The sequence below is a fragment of the Caulobacter rhizosphaerae genome (genome assembly GCF_010977555.1).
Taxonomy (GTDB): Bacteria; Pseudomonadota; Alphaproteobacteria; order Caulobacterales; family Caulobacteraceae; genus Caulobacter; species Caulobacter rhizosphaerae.
On sequence record NZ_CP048815.1, the window covers coordinates 614968 to 631840 of the forward strand.

The 16873-nt window shown below is 71.2% G+C and carries 13 protein-coding genes; 6 read left to right on the forward strand and 7 right to left on the reverse strand.

Translation table 11 applies throughout. The features are described 5' to 3' along the window. The first annotated feature begins 146 nt into the window (after window positions 1–146). A complete protein-coding gene (locus tag G3M57_RS02810) occupies window positions 147–728 on the forward strand; it encodes a helix-turn-helix transcriptional regulator (RefSeq protein WP_057182086.1) in 582 nt (193 codons plus the stop codon). Window positions 729–809: 81 nt separating this feature from the next. Continuing rightward, window positions 810–1196 (forward strand): DUF1244 domain-containing protein, encoded by a 387-nt coding sequence (locus tag G3M57_RS02815; protein ID WP_163228616.1) that lies wholly within the window; start codon window positions 810–812, stop codon window positions 1194–1196. 19 nt (window positions 1197–1215) lie between these two features. On the opposite strand, the gene G3M57_RS02820 is transcribed toward G3M57_RS02815, so the two are convergent. Both G3M57_RS02820 and G3M57_RS02825 read right to left on the reverse strand, forming a co-directional pair. Then, window positions 1216–1854: a response regulator gene (locus tag G3M57_RS02820; RefSeq protein WP_056758397.1), complete on the reverse strand. Its 639-nt coding sequence runs from the start codon at window positions 1852–1854 to the stop codon at window positions 1216–1218. Between the two features lies 1 nt (window position 1855). Continuing rightward, entirely contained in the window at window positions 1856–4894 is a 3039-nt protein-coding gene (locus G3M57_RS02825; protein WP_163228617.1) for a sensor histidine kinase, read from the reverse strand. Window positions 4895–5052: 158 nt separating this feature from the next. Here G3M57_RS02825 and G3M57_RS02830 point away from each other — a divergent pair, with 158 nt between their 5' ends. Then, entirely contained in the window at window positions 5053–5409 is a 357-nt protein-coding gene (locus G3M57_RS02830) for a hypothetical protein (RefSeq protein WP_163228618.1), read from the forward strand. A 105-nt stretch (window positions 5410–5514) separates the two neighbouring features. Further along, a complete protein-coding gene (locus tag G3M57_RS02835) occupies window positions 5515–6411 on the forward strand; it encodes a helix-turn-helix domain-containing protein (protein ID WP_163228619.1) in 897 nt (298 codons plus the stop codon). Window positions 6412–6414: 3 nt separating this feature from the next. Here G3M57_RS02835 and G3M57_RS02840 read toward each other — a convergent pair whose 3' ends face one another. Together G3M57_RS02840 and G3M57_RS02845 are read right to left on the reverse strand one after the other, a co-directional pair. After that, complete coding sequence (locus G3M57_RS02840; protein ID WP_163228620.1) at window positions 6415–7422, reverse strand: SMP-30/gluconolactonase/LRE family protein; 1008 nt, start codon at window positions 7420–7422, stop codon at window positions 6415–6417. Beyond that, entirely contained in the window at window positions 7419–10499 is a 3081-nt protein-coding gene (locus tag G3M57_RS02845) for a DUF2339 domain-containing protein (protein ID WP_163228621.1), read from the reverse strand. The genes G3M57_RS02840 and G3M57_RS02845 overlap by 4 nt, the downstream gene beginning before the upstream one ends. 278 nt (window positions 10500–10777) lie before the next feature. On the opposite strand from G3M57_RS02845, the gene G3M57_RS02850 reads away from it, so the two are divergent. After that, entirely contained in the window at window positions 10778–12784 is a 2007-nt protein-coding gene (locus tag G3M57_RS02850) for an SPFH domain-containing protein (protein ID WP_163228622.1), read from the forward strand. Window positions 12785–12950: 166 nt separating this feature from the next. Next, window positions 12951–13802 (forward strand): aldose 1-epimerase, encoded by an 852-nt coding sequence (locus G3M57_RS02855; RefSeq protein WP_163228623.1) that lies wholly within the window; start codon window positions 12951–12953, stop codon window positions 13800–13802. A gap of 176 nt (window positions 13803–13978) precedes the next feature. Here the strand turns inward: G3M57_RS02855 and fixK are convergent, their stop codons facing one another. From fixK to G3M57_RS02870, 3 genes are all read right to left on the reverse strand, one after another. Then, window positions 13979–14626, reverse strand: a complete 648-nt coding sequence (fixK, locus tag G3M57_RS02860) for a transcriptional regulator FixK (protein WP_163228624.1) — start codon at window positions 14624–14626, stop codon at window positions 13979–13981. A 120-nt stretch (window positions 14627–14746) separates the two neighbouring features. Further along, window positions 14747–15376 carry a response regulator FixJ gene (gene fixJ, locus G3M57_RS02865; protein WP_056758424.1) on the reverse strand — a complete coding sequence of 210 codons (630 nt, stop codon included), beginning with the start codon at window positions 15374–15376 and terminating at the stop codon, window positions 14747–14749. Between the two features lie 3 nt (window positions 15377–15379). Continuing rightward, window positions 15380–16852 carry a PAS domain S-box protein gene (locus G3M57_RS02870; protein ID WP_230983853.1) on the reverse strand — a complete coding sequence of 491 codons (1473 nt, stop codon included), beginning with the start codon at window positions 16850–16852 and terminating at the stop codon, window positions 15380–15382. Window positions 16853–16873: the final 21 nt, after the last annotated feature.

The following is a 16873-nucleotide window of genomic DNA, read 5'->3' on the forward strand; positions in this document are numbered from 1 at the left end:
AACCGACGCTATTATGTATTCATTAATCTCAGGTTGTGGAAATTCTTGCCTAATATGCCTTTAGATGAGGAACGCACGAACCCGGAAACAAGGGTTCGGCTAGATGCTGGCGCCAAAGACCAGCGGACAGGGAGAAGGGGCAGGGCATGGACGGCACGCATTCGCTGGCCGCGTTACGAGATTTCGAGATCATAAGGTTTTGTCTCGACGAGGATGAAGTGGCCCGGATCGTGGTCGATCCCCAGGGGCTGCTCCTGTGGCGGTCCAGGGCGGCGGCGATTTTGCTGCTGCACGGGGACTGTCCGCTGGTCGATCGAGCCGGCAAGCTGGGCGGCGTCGATCGCCGCACCCAGCAGTTCCTGAACGAGCGGCTGGACGAGGCCTTCGCGGGCGAGGAAATCTGCCAGTTCATCGAGACGGATCAGGAGCGCCGCTTCCTGCTGCGGATGCGTCCGGTCGACGAGGACGGCGAGCGGGCGGTGGTGATCACGCTCAAGGACTTCGAGGCGCCGGTCCATATCCCGCGGCTCGAGCGGCTGTTTGGCCTCAGCGCCATGGAGGCGCGGATCCTGCAGCTGATCATCGAGGGCGCCAGCGCCGAGCGGATCGCCGACAGCAAGGCCATCTCGATCCTGACGGTGCGAACCCATATCAAGCACATCCACAGCAAGATGGACGTCCGCTCCAAGGAGGAGATCCTGGCGATGATCGTCAAGATCTTCGCCTGAGGCGCAGGAGCGGCTGAACGGGAGTTGCCGAGCGGGCCGCGAGCCGCCAAATGGTGGGCGCACGACAGTTCGGGCTACGCCATGACCACCACGCCGATCGACGACCGTCTCGCCGCCGCCGCCTTTCATAGGTTGGTCGAGCATCTGCGCCTGCGGACCGACGTCCAGAACGTCGACCTGATGGGCGCCGCCGGCTTCTGTCGCAACTGCCTGGGCGACTGGGTCAGCGAGGCCTCGGACGGTGCGCTGAGCCGGGATCAGGCCCGCGAGGCGATCTACGGCATGCCGCAGTCCGAATGGAAGGCGCGCCACCAGGAACCGGCGACGCCAGAGCAGCTGTCCCGCATGGAGACCAGCGTGGCGCTCAACGCGCGATTGCGCGCCGAGCGGGAAGCCCGGCTCGATGAGGCGCTGGAGGACAGCTTCCCGGCCAGCGACCCGCCGGCCATGAGCGAGCCGGGGCGCTAAACCCCCGTTAAACCCGCAGTCAGATCTCGATGACGCCCCGGCGGGCCGCCACGGTCACCGCGTGGGTGCGGTCGGCGACGTCGAGCTTGGCGAAGATGCTCTTCAGGTGGGCCTTCACCGTGTCTTCCGACAGCGACAGGTCCCAGGCGATCTGTTTGTTGGCCCGGCCCGCGGCGACCAGGCGCAGCACGTGGATCTCGCGCTCGCTCAGGGCCTCGTCGATGGCGTGGATGGCGATCTCGTGGGCGACCTCGGGCTGCAACTGGCGGCGGCCGGCGTGGACGTTGCGGATGGTGTCCAGCAGTTCGCGGCGCAGGGTGCTCTTGAGCAGATAGCCGGTGGCGCCGGCCTTCAGGGCGCGCAGGGCCTGGACGTCGCCGGCATAGGTGGTCAGCACCACGATCCGGGCGGCCGGGACTTCGGCGCGGATGGCCTCGATAGCTTCCAGCCCGCTCATGCCGGGCATCTGCAGGTCCATCAGCGTCACGTCGGGCCGCAGTTCCCGGTGGCGAGTCACGGCCTCGGCGCCGTTCTCGGCCTCGCCGACCAGCACCATGTCCGGCTGCAGGGCCAGGACGGCGGCCACACCTTCGCGCAGCATCGGATGGTCGTCGACGACCAGGACACGGATCTGCGGGCCGGTGGGGGCGGCGGTCATGTCAGGTCTCGCTGGTCAGGGCGCGGCGCCGCAGGGAGGGCCAGGCGCGTCGGCCGGGGGCGAGGTAGGCGACGCCGCCCGGGACGGTCAACTCGATCTCGGTCCCGGCCCCGGGGCGGCTGCGCAGTTCGAACTCGGCCTGGATCTTGCGGGCCCGTTCGCCCATGCCCGTCAGGCCGAAATGCCCCTCGCGTCGGCCGCTGTCGAGCACGGCCTGGTCCAGGCCGACCCCGTCGTCGCGGAACAGGACGGTCAGCGCGCCGCTGCCATAGCCGACGGTGATCTCGACATTGCGGGCCTGGGCATGGCGCTGGGTGTTGAACAGGGCCTCCGACGCGATCCGCTCGATCTCCTCGCAGACCAGCGGGTGCAGGCGCCGCGGCGTTCCCTCGACCACCAGCCGCACCTTGATCGCCGGCTCCAGGCCGAGGCGTTCGGCCTGTTCGGCCAGGATCTCATGCAGGTCGCCGGCCCGGTCGGCGCGCAGGCTCCTCACCCGGTCGCGGCCCTCGACGATGACGTCGTCGGCGCGGTCCAGCGCGCTTTCCAGCGCCTGCCGGGCCGGCTGGTCGGCCGGGATCTGGTCGACCACCGACTGCAGGCGCAGCATCAGGCCCTGGACGCCCTGCAGCAGGGTGTCGTGCAGTTCGCGGGCGATGCGCTCGCGCTCGGCCATGCGGTCCTGCAGCCGGCCGTGGATGCGGTCGGACATCTGGCGCAACCGCAGGGCGTAGAGACCCCACAGCAACCCGATCACCGCCAGGGCGCAGAGCGCGCGGAACAGGTTGGTCTGGACGAAGGTCGGCGGGATCTGGAACGTCAGGACCGCGCCCCGATCATTCCAAACGCCGTCGTTGTTGGCGGCCAGCACCTGGAAGCGATACCGGCCGGGCTTGAGATTGGTGTAGAAGGCCTGCCGCCGTCCGCCCGCCTCGACCCAGTCCTTGTCGACCCCCTCCAGGCGATAGCGGAAGCGCACGCGTTCGGGAATGCTCAGGCTGAGCGCCGTATAGTCGATCTGCAGTTTCGAGGCCCCTTTGGGCAGGACCAGGTCGCGCGGATCGCGGCGGACCTGGCCGTTGACCGTCAGGGCGCGGATCGACACCGGCGGGGGCAGGGCGTTGCGGGCGATGCGGGCCGGGTCGATCCAGGCCACGCCTTCCAGGGTCAGCAGCCAGATCCGCCCGTCGCCGCCCATGACCACGTCCCGGGCGCCATTCTGCTGCGGCGGACCGGGCAGGCCGTCCTTCATGTTGAACAGTCGATAGTGCAGCGGTCGCGCGGGGTCATCGAAGGCGCGGTCGAGGTCCTGAGTCCGCATCTGCACGACGCCCAGGGCCCCCAGGATCCAGGTCTGGCCCTCCGGCGTCTGGACGATGCCCTGGACGCCCTTGGCCCAGGGAAAGCGCGCGACCTGCAGGGCCTGGAAGCGGTCGCCGGTCAGGCGCAGCAGGCCGAACTCGCAGCCGATCAGGAAGTCCTTGGGCCCCTGGTAGAAGGCGCGCATGCCGCCGACGGCCAGCTTGGGCGGCGGGCGAAGCGTCTGCACCGCCCCGTCGGCGGCCAGCCGCGTCAGCGCCCTGGCCCTGGGCAGCAGCACGCGGCCTTCTCGGTCGATCCCGATGTTGTTGTAGACCGCCTCGGGCGCCAGCGGCGGGAACACCGTCCACCGGCCCTGGGCGTCGAGCCGGCCGTATCCGGTCGCGAACAGGGCCAGCCAGAGGTCTCCGCGACCGTCGATCACGCATCCGAAATAGGGCGAGGCGGGCGGAACCGGCGGGGCGACGGTGCGCGGCGGGGTCCCCAGTCGGGTCAGGGCGTCGCTCGACCCCAGCCACATCGCCCCGGCCTTGTCCTGGCAAAGCGCCGTGGGGTTGTCGAGCCGGTCGCGGACCCGCTTCGGCGCCTGGCCCGGCAGGGCCTGGTAGACGCTGTCGCTGTCGGCCGCCCAGACCGCCCCGTCCCGATCGGCGAACTGCATGTAGCCGAAGCGCGACGAGCGGGCGATCCCGGGCTCGACCACCACATTGGCCGCTCGCAGGCGATCGAGGCCCGCCGAGGCGCCGATCCAGATATTGCCCTCCCGGTCCTCCAGGATCGGCACCGCCTTGTTGGAGCTCAGCCCGTCCTTGGCCTCGTAGGTCTCGGCGTGCGGCCGAGACGCGCCGGCCGTGAGGGCGGCGTCCGGTCGGGCGACGCGGAAGACCCCGGTCGAGAACGTCGTGCCCCACAGGGCGCCGTCCCGGTCGAACAGGATGCGGGCGTAGCGGGCGGAGTCCGAGACGGCGTAGCCCGCCATGCCGGGCTTGGCCTTCTCCCCTTTCGCCACGTTCGGCAGGGGGCGGGCGCCCAGCGAGTCCGAGACCCACAGCCGGCCGTCGGCGTCCTCGGCCAGACCCGCCCCGGCGCCCATGACCACGTCGGCGCGCTCGAAACGCCGCGCTCCACGCCGCAGGAAGGACAGGCTGCCGTCGATCGCCACCCACAGCGTGCCGTCGCGGGCGGCCTTCAGGTCCATGATGTAGCCTTCGGGCAGGTTCCACGACGGGTCGATGTCCTGGCGCTTGCCCCCGACGAACCGGGCGAGGTTGTGCTGGATGCTGTTGAGCGCCGCCCAGACGGTCCCGTCCGGGGCCGCGGTCATGGTCAGGACGCCGTCGCGGTCAGTGCTGGGAAGTTCGCGCAGCTTGCCGTCGCGAAAGACGGCGATGCCGCCTCGCCGATAGCCGGCCCAGAGCTCGCCCGAGGCGGTGACGACCAGCGCATTGACGTGCTGGGAGTGGGAATAGTCGTCGTCGGCCAGGGGAACGGCTTCGAACGTGACGCCGTCGAACCGATAGAGGCCGCTGGCCGCGCCTAACCACAGATAGCCGTCGGGCGTCTGGGCCAGGGCCCAGACATTGGTCGGCGCGCCGTCTTCGGCCGTCCAGCTGGTGTGCTTGAACTGGAGGATCGAGCGGGCCGGATCCAGGGCCAGGGCTGGGCCGCCGAGGTTCAGCAGCAGGACGATCGCGAGGAGAAGTCTGGCGGCCGTCTTCATGCTTGATCGCCCCCGCCGGCCGCCAACGCTCCAGGCCTTGTTTTCACGAGCCGAGGTCGCGCGAAATCTCGAAAGGGTGACGCGCGGCTCCCCCGTCGGGAGCTTAACGGGAGAGGCGAGAACGGGATAGCGCTGTGGCCTGCAACAGGACGCGTCCCATGTTTCTCGGCGCCATGTTTCCAGGCGGTCTGGTCGGCGTGGCGCTGCTGCTCGGGCGCCTGGCCGCCGCGGCGGTGCTGGCCCTTGTGATGCGCGGCTTCGTGCAGGACGCGCCGTGGGCGGTCTTTCCGATCATTGTTCTCGCGGCCAGCCTGGCGGCCGGGCTTCTGACCCGCTTCGCCTCGGCCTGCTGTGCGGTCTTGTTGACGGTCGGCGCGGGGAGGGCGGATGGAGCGATGGCCGCCGTCCTGGCGCTCAACGCCTTGCATGTCGTCGGGCTGGTGCTCACCGGAGGAGGGGCCTATTCGCTGGACGCGCGGCTGTTCGGCCGGCGCGTGATCCGGCTGGACGACTGACCCGGCCACCCGATCGGGCGACGGGCGCCTACCCGTTCGGGATTTACCGGATCTCGCCTTCGACCGATCGTCCGGCCATGTCCTTGCCACCAGGGGAAGCATGCCATGACCGTTGGTAGCGTCGCGGAAAAGCAATCCGGCCTCGCGGACGTCTTCGCCGCCCCGGCCCGGGCGGGCAAGCTGAAGGTGGCGGCGGTCGAGATCCGGCTGCCGGAGCCGTCGCTGGACGTCACGCCCCCGCCGCTCCGGATCGACGCCCTGATCGTCCGGCTGCAGCTGAGCGACTACCGCGGGCAGCGCTACTGGGAGGACGGCGTGGCCGCCCCGATCCGTGACATCGCGGCGGGCGAGATCCTGTTCCACGACCTGCGGCGCGGCCCGCGACTGGTGCTCGACCAGTCCTATCACGCGCTGCACGTCCACATTCCCCGCGCCGCCTTCGACGCGATCGCCGCGGACTCCAACGCCGTTCCGATCGGTGATCTCGACTACGCCCCGGGCGTGGGTCTCGAGGACCCGACGATCGCCGGCCTGGGCGCCTCGATCCTGACCGGCCTGCGGGTGGGCCTGGCCCGGAACCAACCGTTCGTCGACCATCTGGTCCTGGCCCTGGCCGCTCACGTGGCCGGCCGCTATGGCGGCATGACGGCCAAGCCGCGCGCCGTGCGGGGCGGGCTCGCGCCGTGGCAGGCGCGCCGGGCTCGCGAGATCCTCGCCGCCAACCTGGATGGCGGGGCGCCGCTGGCCGAGGTGGCGCGTCAGTGCGGTCTGTCGGTGGGACATTTCTCGCGGTCGTTCCGGCAATCGTTCGGGACCACGCCGCACCAGTGGCTGGTGCAGCGGCGGCTGGAAGCGGCCAAGGACCTGATCCGCTCGTGCCGCATGCCCTTGTCGAACGTGGCGCTCAGCTGCGGCTTCGCCGACCAGAGCCACCTGACGCGGGTGTTCACTCGGGAGGTCGGGGCCAGTCCGGCCGCCTGGCGCCGAGAGGTGCAGCAATAGGGCTCAGACCGCCAGCTTCCGGGCCTTGATCCGTACCCGGACCACACGGTGGTTGGACGACATGTAGAGGTGGCCGTCCGCGGCCAGTTCGCAGTTGGAGATCACGTCGTCGGCCCGGATGATCCCGATCCGCTTGCCGGCTGGGGTGAAGATCGAGATCCCGTCCTTGCTGGAGGCCCACAGGTTGCCGGCGCGGTCGACCTTCAGGCCGTCGCCGCCACCGACGCCGGTCGCGGCGCTGTCGACGAACTGCCGGCGGGCGGTCGGCGCGCCCTTGGCGTCCAGGTCCCAGGCCACCCAGCCGGACTTGCGGTCGGTGGCGTACAGCGTCCGGCCGTCGGGCGACAGGCCGATGCCGTTGGGCTCGACGGTCCTGTCGATGATCGTCAGGCTGTTGTCGGCTCCCAGGCGATAGACGCCGGCATAGTCGGTCTGGCGGTAGGGCGAGCGCCAGTCGCCCTTCAGACCCCAGGGCGGATCGGTGAAGTAGATCGCCCCGTCGCGGGCCAGGACCAGGTCGTTGGGGCTGTTGAGGCGCTTGCCCTCGAAGCTGGCGGCCAGCACCGTTTTCTTCTTGGTCTTCAGGTCGATGCGCGAGACGCAGCGATTGCCGCTGTCGCCGACCACCAGCCCGCCGCGCGCCAGGATCAGGCCGTTCGAGCCGGCCTCGCGCAGGCTGTTGGTCTCCGGACCGGCATAGCCGGAGGGCGACAGCCAGACCGCTCCCCCCGCCGACGGCGACCAGCGCAGGATCTTGTTGGCCGGAACGTCCGAGACCAGCAGGAAGCCGTCCTTGCCGCCGACCCAGACCGGCCCCTCGCTCCAGGTGAAGCCGTCCAGCACCTGCTCGACCGGCGCGTCGGCGTCGACCAAGGCGTCCAGGGCCGGGTCCAGGCGCTCGACCTTGCCCACCACGGGGTAGACCTGGGTCTTGGCGAGCACGGGCGCGGCGGCGAGGGTCAGGATCGAGGCCGCCACGCCGCGGCGGGTCATCGGCAAGGCTTGGCTCACGGGGCGGGGCTCCTGTCGTCGGGTTGGGCGGTCGGCGAATCGTCAGCCTTGATCTTGTGCCCCGCGTTGAGCCGACGCGCCACCAGGGCGCCGGCGATGAACAGGGCGCCGACCGCCAGGAACGAGGCGGCGCGGACCACGCCGTCCAGGGTGGCCATGTCGAACAGCAGCACCTTGGCGGCGGTGGCCAGCAGCACGACCAGACCCAACCAGCGCAAGGCCGCATCCTTGCGGGCCGAGGCGCGGAACAGCACGATCAGGCCGAACACCGTCCAGACCGCCGAGAAGGTCCAGGTTTCCAGTCCGCCGCGATCCAGGCCCTGGCGCATATCGGCGCCATGGAACGCGAAGCGGGTCAGCAAGGTGACCAGGGCGAACAACGCGCCGACCGAGGCGCACAGCGCGGCGCGATCAAGGGCGCCGTGTCCCCGCCGCAGGCTCAGCGCCGCCCCCGCCCCGCCGGCGTAGAGGGCCAGGACCAGCGCCACGTGGGCGGCCGAGGCCATCGGCGTTTCGGATGGTCCCCACCACGGGCTGGCCAGCCAGCCGAACACCAGCAGGGCCACGGCCAGGGCCGTCCAGCCGGCGGCGGGCGCGGCGGCGTGCAGCCAGGCGGCCCGCGAGGCGCGCAGGCGATCCAGGCGGAAGGCCCGGGCGGTCAGCAGGGCGATCACCGCATAGGCGCAGGCCTCGGCCCGGCCGATGGCGGCGATATCCATGGCCGCGCCGTGGAAGGCGTGACGGACGACGGTCACCGCCCACAACAGGGCGAAGACCGCCGCGGCGGCGAACCAGCCGCGGCTCCAGCGGTCCGCCGGATCGGGCCGGAAGTGGGCGGTCGCCGCCAACAGCAGGGCCGGCGCCAGGAAGGTCAGCAACAGGTCGTTGAGCAGCGGCAGGCCGGCGGCCATCCGGCCTTCGCCCCACCAGGGATGCAGGAAGAGGCCGCCGGCCAGCAGGCCGTAGGACGCCCCCAGGGTGACGACGACGATCAGCCGCCAGCGGGCGATCGGACCATCGTCGGGGCGGCCGCGTCGGGCCAGCAGCAGGCCGGCGCTCAGCACCAGGGCCGTGCGCAGCGAGGCTTCCAGCAGGGGCTCGGCGCCGGCGGGCGGCGGGACCCAGCGGGCCAGCACCGCATGCAGGATCAGGAACAGGCCCGCCAGGAGGGTCAGCAGGGCGGCGGTCGACAGGGCCTCGGCCTCCGTCCGGTGGTCGCGTCGCGCCGCGCCGACGGTCCGCCCGGCGGCGGCCAGGGCGATGACAGCCACGGCGGTGACCAGGGCCAAGCGCGGTAGGGACAGGGCGCCGCTCGCCGCGTCCAGCACGAAGCTTGGGCGCAGCGTCGTGGCCAGGGTGACGACAGCTCCGGCCACGGCCGTGGCGGCCAGGCCACGCCAGGGTCGGCGGTTGGCGACCGCCGCCAGGGCCAGGGCGGCCAGGGCCATGGCCGCGGGTTCGGCATGATGCGGCGTCAGGCCATGGACGGTCAGGAACAGCAGCTCTGCGGCGGCGGCGATCCACAGGCCCAGGCCGACGTCCTGCTTCGGGTCCTCGACCCGGCGGGCCAGCAGGACCGCGCCGGCGGCCAGCAAGGCGGCGGCCAGGCCGCTGGCCAGAGCCGCGGCATGATCGTCGAAGCGTCCGGGCAGGCCATCGAGCAGCGGCCAGGCGAGATTGGCCAGCGCCATGGCTCCGATGGCGGCGATGGCCAGCAGCGTCGTGCGCACCTGGACCGCTGCCGAACGGCTTAGCGCCGCGGCCAGGCCGGCGCCGGCGATCACGACGGTCAGGCCGAACACCTCGGCGAAGATCGGCCAGGCCCCGTTCGGCGTGGTCGGGTGCGAGACCCCCAGCCGATGGGCCGACAGAAGGCCCAGGATCGCCGAGGCGGCCGGGGCGGCGAAGGCCCAGGCCGGCGCGCGGCCGAACGCCGCCAGGGTCGCGGCGGCCAAGATCAGCAGGGCCGCCAGGATCGGCGCGGCGTCGGCGTCGCCCAGCCGCCAGAGGCCCAGCGCTCCCAGGCTGACGGCGAGAAGGGCGATCAGCGGCAGGCGCTGGAAGAGGTCAGTCCCGGCGGCCGCGGGCCTCGGGTCGGGCCGGAGCGTGGCCAGCGCCGGACCGGCCAGGGCGACGGCCAGCAGCAGGGCCAGATCGGCCTCGCGTCCTCGCGCCAGCGCCGCCAGGCTCCAGAACGCCAGGCCAGCCAGGGTGGCCAGGCCGGTCGGTCCCCAGCGGCGCAGAGCGGCGACGGCGGGCCCGGTCGCCCCCAGCAGCATCAGGTAGCCTTGCAAGGCCAGCGGCGGCCAGGCGCCCTGGCGGGTGATGGCCGGGGCCAGGAAGGCGCCCAGCAGGGCCAGCAGGGCCAGGGCCTCGCCGTGCAACAGGGCCAGGGCCAGCAGGCCGTCAGACACCGCCGTGATCAGCACCGCCGCCAGCGGGAGCGGGATCAGTTGGTAAAGCACGTGGGCGGCCCAGATCGCGCCATAGAGCGTGACAGCGCCCGCTCCGGCCGCGGTGGCGGCGGCCAGGGCGTGGCGTCCGCCCGGGGCCCTGGTCTGGCGGCGGATCCACTCGCTGGCGGCGATCATCAGAAAGCCCATGACGACGGCGGCCGCGATGCGGAACGGCGGGGTGAACACCCCCCGCTGGGCGGCGTAGACCACCAGCAGCAGGCCGCCCAGAGCCAATCCTCCGCCGCCCAGCCAGGCCAGGCCGTTCTCGGCCAGCCAGGTCGAGGCCTGGGCCCAGGTGACGCTTGGCCGCAGTTGGGAGGCCAGTGGGGGCGGCTGGCGGCGGGCGGGCGCGAGCGGCGCGTCGGGCCCCGTGGCCATTGTCGGGATGGTCATCGGCCGCGCCGCGTCGGCGGAGTCCTGGGCCGTCAACGTCGGTTCGGACGGCTTCGGCGACGCGGCCGCCGGCGCGGCCTGGACCTGCGGCGCGGCCTGGTCGGAGCGGCGCGGAGCGACCGTCGGCGGGGCGCTCGACAGGATGCGGACCTTGGCCTCCAGCTTGTCCAGCCGTCGATTCAGGTACAGCGCCCAGACGCCCAGGGCGACGATGATCAGCCAGGTCACGGATACGCCCCTACCCAGGCCCCCGGCCTGTCAGCCGCGAGTTGTGCCCCAACACCCTGACGCCCGTCCAGCGCCGCGGCGACAAGGCCCAGGTCAAACAAGACGGATTGGGACCGGGCGAACGGGCCTTCGTGAACTTCATGTAACGGAGTTCTCGCGTCCGTGATCCGATGTGATCGCCCCATGATTGCGCGGCGCCGCGGCATGCATACTTGAAGCGTGGCCGCTGATTCATGGAGCGATCATCGCTTCCCAGGCGGCCACATGGGGCTACCTAAATGTCTAACCTCTTGGCGTTGGGACCGCTGGTCGGTTCGGCGCTTTTCGTCGTGCTCGCGGCGGTGTTCGTGGCCGCGTCGGGCATGGTCCGCTACATCGGCAACAACCGCGTGGCGGTAGTCGAGAAGCTGTGGAGCCGACGCGGCTCGATCGCCGGCGGCCTGATCGCGCTGAAGGAGGAGGCGGGCTTCCAGCCCGACGTCCTGCGCGGGGGCCTGCACTTCTTCTTCCCGTTCCAGTACCGCCTGCACGTCCAGTCCCTGGTGACCATTCCCCAGGGCCGGATCGGCTATGTCTTCGCCCGTGACGGCGCGCCGCTGGAGGCCGACCAAACCCTGGCCACCCACCCGGCCGGCGTCGATTTCCAGGACGCGCGCAAGTTCCTCGAGGCCGGCGGCCAGAAGGGCCCGCAGCGCAAGATCCTGCGCGAGGGCGCCTACGCCATCAACCTGGCCCAGTTCGTGGTGGTGACCAAGGACCGCACCTTCGCGCTGAGCCTGGAGCGCAGCGAGGCCGACCTGCTGGAGCAGATGGCCGAGATCATCGAGGAACGCGGCGGCTTCGAGCCGGTCGTGATCAAGGACGCCGACGACCAGATCGGGGTGATCACCGTCCATGACGGCCCCGGCCTGCCGTCGGGCGAGCTGATCGCGCCGCTGGTCGGCGTCGATCCCGAGGACACGGCGACCTACCACAACAGCTTCCAGGAGGCCGGCAAGTTCCTGGCCGCGGGCGGCCGCAAGGGTCGCCAGCTGCAGGTGCTGGTCGAGGGCACCTATTACATCAACCGCCTGTTCGCGACCGTCGAGCGGATCGACAAGACCGTGGTCGAGGTCGGCCAGGTGGGCGTGGTGGTGTCCTATACCGGCGCGCTGGGCGCCGACACCTCGGGCGAGGGCTATCGCCACGGGGAACTGGTCGCCAACGGCGAGCGCGGCGTGTGGCGCGACCCGCTGCTGCCGGGCAAGTACGCCTTCAACACCTATGCCGGGCGCGTGACCATGGTGCCGACCACCAACTTCATCCTGAAGTGGGAGACGATGGCCGTGGGCTCGCACAAGTTCGACGAGAACCTGGCCGAGGTGTCGCTGATCACCCGCGACGCGTTCGAGCCGACCCTGCCGGTCTCGGTCGTGGTGCACATCGACTACCGCAAGGCGCCGCTGGTCATCCAAAGGTTCGGCGACATCAAGAAGCTGGTCGAGCAGACCCTGGACCCGATGGTCAGCGCCTATTTCAAGAACATCGGCCAGACCCGCACCCTGATCGAGCTGCTGCAGGACCGCAGCGCCATCCAGAGCCAGTCGAGCGAGGAGATGAAGGCCAAGTTCGGCCTCTATAACCTCGAGCTCCAGGAGGTGCTGATCGGCACGCCGCGTCCGTCGGCCAGCGGCGACGACCAGATCGAGAAGATCCTGACCCAGCTTCGCCAGCGGCAGATCGCCGACGAGCAGATCGGCACCTATGAGCGACAGAAGTTCGCCGCCCAGAAGGAGCGCGAGCTGCGCGAGGCCGAGGCCCTGGCCAAGCAGCAGACGGCGATCACCGAAAGCCAGCTGTCGATCCAGGTGCAGCAGAACGCCGGCAAGGCCAGCCTGGCCCGCTCGGAACAGGAAGCCCAGCAGCGCCGGACCCTGGCCAAGGCCGACGCCGACGCCACCCGCCTGCTGGGCGAGGGCGAGGCCGGCAAGGTCGTGGCCCTGGCCCGGGCCGAGGCCGAACGGGTCAGCAAGGTGGGCCTGGCCACCGCCGAGGCCATCGCCAGCCAGGTCGAGGCCTCGGGCGGCGCCCGCTACCAGCTGGCCCGCCAGGTGGCCGAGCGCTTCGCCGAGGCCCTGGAGACCAGCGGCGTCGACGTGGTGCCCAAGGTCTCGATCACCGGGGCCGGCGGCGAGGGCGGGGCCAATGGCGGGGTCATGCAGGCCCTGCTGACCCTGCTGATGTCCGAGAAGCTGGGCCTGGCCGTCGACGCCAGCGACCAGCGGGCAGCGGAGGAGGTCGAGTAGGCGCTTCAGCCCGAAAGGGTTGAACCCGCCGTCGTCATCCCGGACAGCCTCACGAGGCGTCCGGGATGACGATCCTTTTGGGGCGTCCAGCCGTTTCGCCGTGCTTGTCTCGGCCGGGCGATGTGCGTAGGCAGGCCGCGTCACCGCCAGTTCCCGAGGCTTTCCCATGACCGTCGTCGTCCTGCAGACCGCCCGCGCCCGCGTCGAACTGCTGCCCGCCCTGGGCGGTTCGGTGGGCCGGTTCACCTGGGACGGCCGCGACCTGCTGCGGCCGGCGCCGGCCGGAACCACCGAGGTGCTCGACACCGGCAACTTCGCCCTGGTCCCGTTCTGCAACCGCATCCGCGACGGGCGCTTCAGCTTCGGCGGCCGCGACGTCGCCCTGTCGCCGAACCTGGCAGACCATCCGCACGCCTTGCACGGCCAGGCCTGGCGCGGGGCCTGGACCGTCGTGTCGGCGGCCGAGACAGAGGCTGTTCTCGCCTTCGACCATCCGCCCGGCGAATGGCCCTGGGGCTGGCGCGCCGAGCAGCGTTTCACCCTGGGCGAGGCGGGCCTGCGCCAGGACCTGTCGGTGACCAATACCGGCGACCAGCCGATGCCCGTCGGCCTGGGTTTCCACCCCTATTTCCCGGCCCGCGACGGCGAGCGGCTGCAGGCGGGCGTGACCGGCGTCTGGCTGACCGACGAGGACTGCCTGCCCACCCGCCATGTCGAGGGCGTCTGGCGCTCGGACTGGGCGGCCGGCGCCCCGACCGCGGTCGGCGAATTGATCGACAACTGCTACACGGGCTGGACCGGCGTCGCGACCCTGTCGGCGCCGGGCGGGGCGAGCACCACCCTGACGGCGTCGCCCGAGTGCCGCTGGCTGCACGTCTATTCGCCGCCGGGGGCCGACTTCGTCTGCGCCGAACCGGTGGCCAACCGCCCGGATCCGTTCACCGGCGACGACAGCGGGATCAAGGTCCTGGCGCCGGGCGAGACGGCGTCCGTGTGGATGAACGTCGCGTCGAGCTAGGGCTTACTCTTTTGGTCGTCATCCCGGGCCTCGTGCCCGGGACCCCTGGTTCAGCCGACGGTGAAGCGCCGTGGCGCGCGGGCGCGCCACCCTTCCGCACCTGCGGCGGACAGAGGGGTTCCGGGCACAAGGCCCGGAATGACGGTTGAAAAAAGGACTGGTGAAGGGCCCGAGCCTCAGTCCACCATCGCCTCCAGCGCCGCTCGATCCCGCAGCAGCACCTTGCGGGTGGTCGGCAGGGCGATCAGGCCGTCGTGCTGGAACTGGGTGAAGGTGCGCGACACGGTCTCGATGGTCAGGCCCAGATAGTCGGCCATGTCCTGGCGGGTCATCGGCACGTCGAGCAGGGCGTCCGCGCCCGTCCGTTCGGCCAGGTCCAGCAGCAGGGCCGCGACCCGTTCGCAGGCGGTGCGGCGACCCAGCATCAGCACGTGGTCCTGGGAGCGGCGCAGGTTGTCGGTGGTCAGCGCCAGCAGCCGCCGGGCGACGTCGGCATGCTCATGGGCCAGGGCCTCAAGGGCCGAGCGCGGCATCACCCGCACCTGGGCGGGACCCAGGGTCTGGGCGGCCACCCGGTGGGTCTCGCCGCCCTCCAGGCCGAACACGTCGCCGGCGAAGTGGAAGGCCTCGATCTGGCGGCGTCCGTCGCGCAGAATCCTGCAGGTGCGCAGGCTTCCGGAGGTCAGCTGATAGACCCGGTCGGCCCGCTGGCCCTCGTCGAAGATCGTCTCGCCGGGGCCGTAGCTCTGGCGCAGGCCGTCCAGCGCGATCGTCGCGGGCGGACGCGTAACGATGGGGGCGGCGGTCTGGATCACGGACAGCATGAGGGTTTCCCGATCTCTTTGGCCCGCCCAATCTCCGTCGCGGGAGCCTGGCGGTACAGTCGGGTCCTATGCCTAAGGGGGACTACCTAGGCTGGCTTGAACGCCGCGATCGCCGCGGGCTCACCCCCGGCGAATCGACAGGGTCATGCGCACCAGGGCTGCCAGGTTGTCGGCGTGCATCTTGGCCATCAGCTTGGCGCGATAGATCTCGACCGTGCGGGGGCTGATGCCCAGTTCGCGGGCGATCACCTTGTTGGGCTGGCCGTCGACGACGCCGTCCAGCACCTGGCGCTCGCGCTCCGACAAGGTCTCCAGCCGCTGGCGGACCAGCGCCGCCTCGTCCGAGGCGGCGGTCGGGGCGCCGTTCTGGGCGAGGGGCGGCGGCCCGGCCTCCAGGGCCCGGTTGAGGGCGTCGAGGATCCGGCTTTCGCCGAACGGCTTTTCGATGAAGTCGGCCACCCCGGCCCGCATGGCCTCGACCGCCAGGGGGATGTCGCCATGGCCGGTGATCATGATGATCGGCACGCGGCAGCCGCGGGCGCCCAGCTCGCGCACCAGCTCCAGGCCGGTCATGTCGGGCATGCGCATGTCGGTGATTACGCAGCCGGCGCCGTCCAGGGGCAAGGCGTCCAGCAGGGCCAGGGCCGAGGCGTGGCTGACCACCTCGAAGTCGGCGGCCTCCAGCAGGAAGGCCAGGGACTCGCGGGCGCTCTCGTCGTCGTCGACCACGTGGACCACGGCTTCACTCATCGATCACGTCCCTGGCCTGTTGTGCTCGTCCTCATCTCTACGCGGCGGCAGGACGAAGTGGAACACCGTGCCGCCCTTCGGATTCGGATCGGCCCAGATGCGCCCGCCGTGCGCCTCGATGATCGAGCGCGAGATCGACAAGCCCACCCCCATGCCCTCGGCCTTGGTGGTCATGAACGGCTGGAACAGGCGCTCGCGGAAATCGTCGCTGATCCCCGAGCCGGTGTCGGTGACGCTGACCTGAACCGAGCCGTTTTCGAGCCGCTGGCTGGCGATCGTCAGCTCACGTCTCGGCGAGTCGGCCATGGCGTCGACGGCGTTGCGGATCAGGTTGACCAGCACCTGCTGGATCTGCACCCGGTCGGCGTAGACGGCGTCGGCGGCCGGATCGAGCTGCAGGCGGGTGGTCACCAGGTGCTCGCGTGCGCCGATCAGCGCCAGGGCGGCGGCGTCCTCGACCACCTTGGACAGGCTTTCGGGCGCACGCTCGCTGGCCCCGCGCCGCACGAACTCGCGCATGCGGTGGATCACGTCGCCGGCCCGCAGCGCCTGGGCCGAGGCCTTGTCGACCGCGTCGCGCACCTTGGCCTGGTCCTCGGGCCGGCCGCGGTCGATCAGCCGGCGTGAGCCGGTGAGCAGGTTAGCGATCGCCGACAGCGGCTGGTTCAGCTCGTGGGCCAGGGTCGAGGCCATCTCGCCCATCGCGGTCAGGCGCGAGACGTGGACCAGTTCGGTCTGCAGGTCGCGCAGTCGGGCCTCGGTCTGCTGGCGTTCCGTCAGGTCACGGATGAAGCCGGTGTAGAACGGCTGCTGGCCCCGGGTCTCGCCGACCGCCAGCTCCATCGGGAAGGTGCTTCCGTCCTTGCGCTGGCCCACCACCACGCGGCCGATGCCAATGATCCGCTTTTCGCGGGTCTGGGCGTAGCGCGCCAGGAAGCCGTCGTGAGCGCTGCGCTCGGGCTCGGGCATCAACAGGCTGACATTGCGGCCGATCGCCTCGGCCGAGGTCCAGCCGAACAGCCGTTCGGCGGCCGGGCTGAACGAGGTCATCACCCCGGCCGGATCGATGACGATCACCGCGTCGGGGGCCGAATCGAGGATCGACTGCAGGTGATGGGTCATGGCCGCGGCGCGCGAGCGGGCGGCGTGGAACCAGCCGCCGCCGACCGACATGCCCGAGCCGATCATCACGAACACCAGGCTGGACAGGGCGGTGGCCTGGTCGGGCCGTCCCTGCACCTTCAGCATCCAGACCGCGGCCGCCGCCAGGACCGTGGCGAACAGGCCCGGCGCCAGGCCGCCGACCGCGGCGCTGATCAGCACGGACGGCACGAACAGCAGAAAGGCCGACGGGGCCGTGAAGCCGGGCGGCAGGGCCAGCTGGATCAGGCAGCAGGCCAGCACCGTGGCCATGGCCGCCAGATACGCCCGGGGCCGCAGGTCGCTGTGCAGCGTCCCGGCCGAAACCGTGGTCATCACGTGATAGCGGCCTCCGCT

Bases quoted from the DNA above. Each gene is read 5' to 3' on its own strand.
- G3M57_RS02855 (WP_163228623.1), top strand. From the start codon at position 12,951: ATGACCGTCGTCGTCCTGCAGACCGCCCGCGCCCGCGTCGAACTGCTG.
- fixK (WP_163228624.1), bottom strand. From the start codon at position 14,626: ATGCTGTCCGTGATCCAGACCGCCGCCCCCATCGTTACGCGTCCGCCC.
- G3M57_RS02870 (WP_230983853.1), bottom strand. From the start codon at position 16,852: ATGACCACGGTTTCGGCCGGGACGCTGCACAGCGACCTGCGGCCCCGG.
- G3M57_RS02815 (WP_163228616.1), top strand. From the start codon at position 810: ATGACCACCACGCCGATCGACGACCGTCTCGCCGCCGCCGCCTTTCAT.
- G3M57_RS02850 (WP_163228622.1), top strand. From the start codon at position 10,778: ATGTCTAACCTCTTGGCGTTGGGACCGCTGGTCGGTTCGGCGCTTTTC.
- G3M57_RS02835 (WP_163228619.1), top strand. From the start codon at position 5,515: ATGACCGTTGGTAGCGTCGCGGAAAAGCAATCCGGCCTCGCGGACGTC.
- G3M57_RS02830 (WP_163228618.1), top strand. From the start codon at position 5,053: ATGTTTCTCGGCGCCATGTTTCCAGGCGGTCTGGTCGGCGTGGCGCTG.
- G3M57_RS02810 (WP_057182086.1), top strand. From the start codon at position 147: ATGGACGGCACGCATTCGCTGGCCGCGTTACGAGATTTCGAGATCATA.
- G3M57_RS02825 (WP_163228617.1), bottom strand. From the start codon at position 4,894: ATGAAGACGGCCGCCAGACTTCTCCTCGCGATCGTCCTGCTGCTGAAC.
- G3M57_RS02820 (WP_056758397.1), bottom strand. From the start codon at position 1,854: ATGACCGCCGCCCCCACCGGCCCGCAGATCCGTGTCCTGGTCGTCGAC.
- fixJ (WP_056758424.1), bottom strand. From the start codon at position 15,376: ATGAGTGAAGCCGTGGTCCACGTGGTCGACGACGACGAGAGCGCCCGC.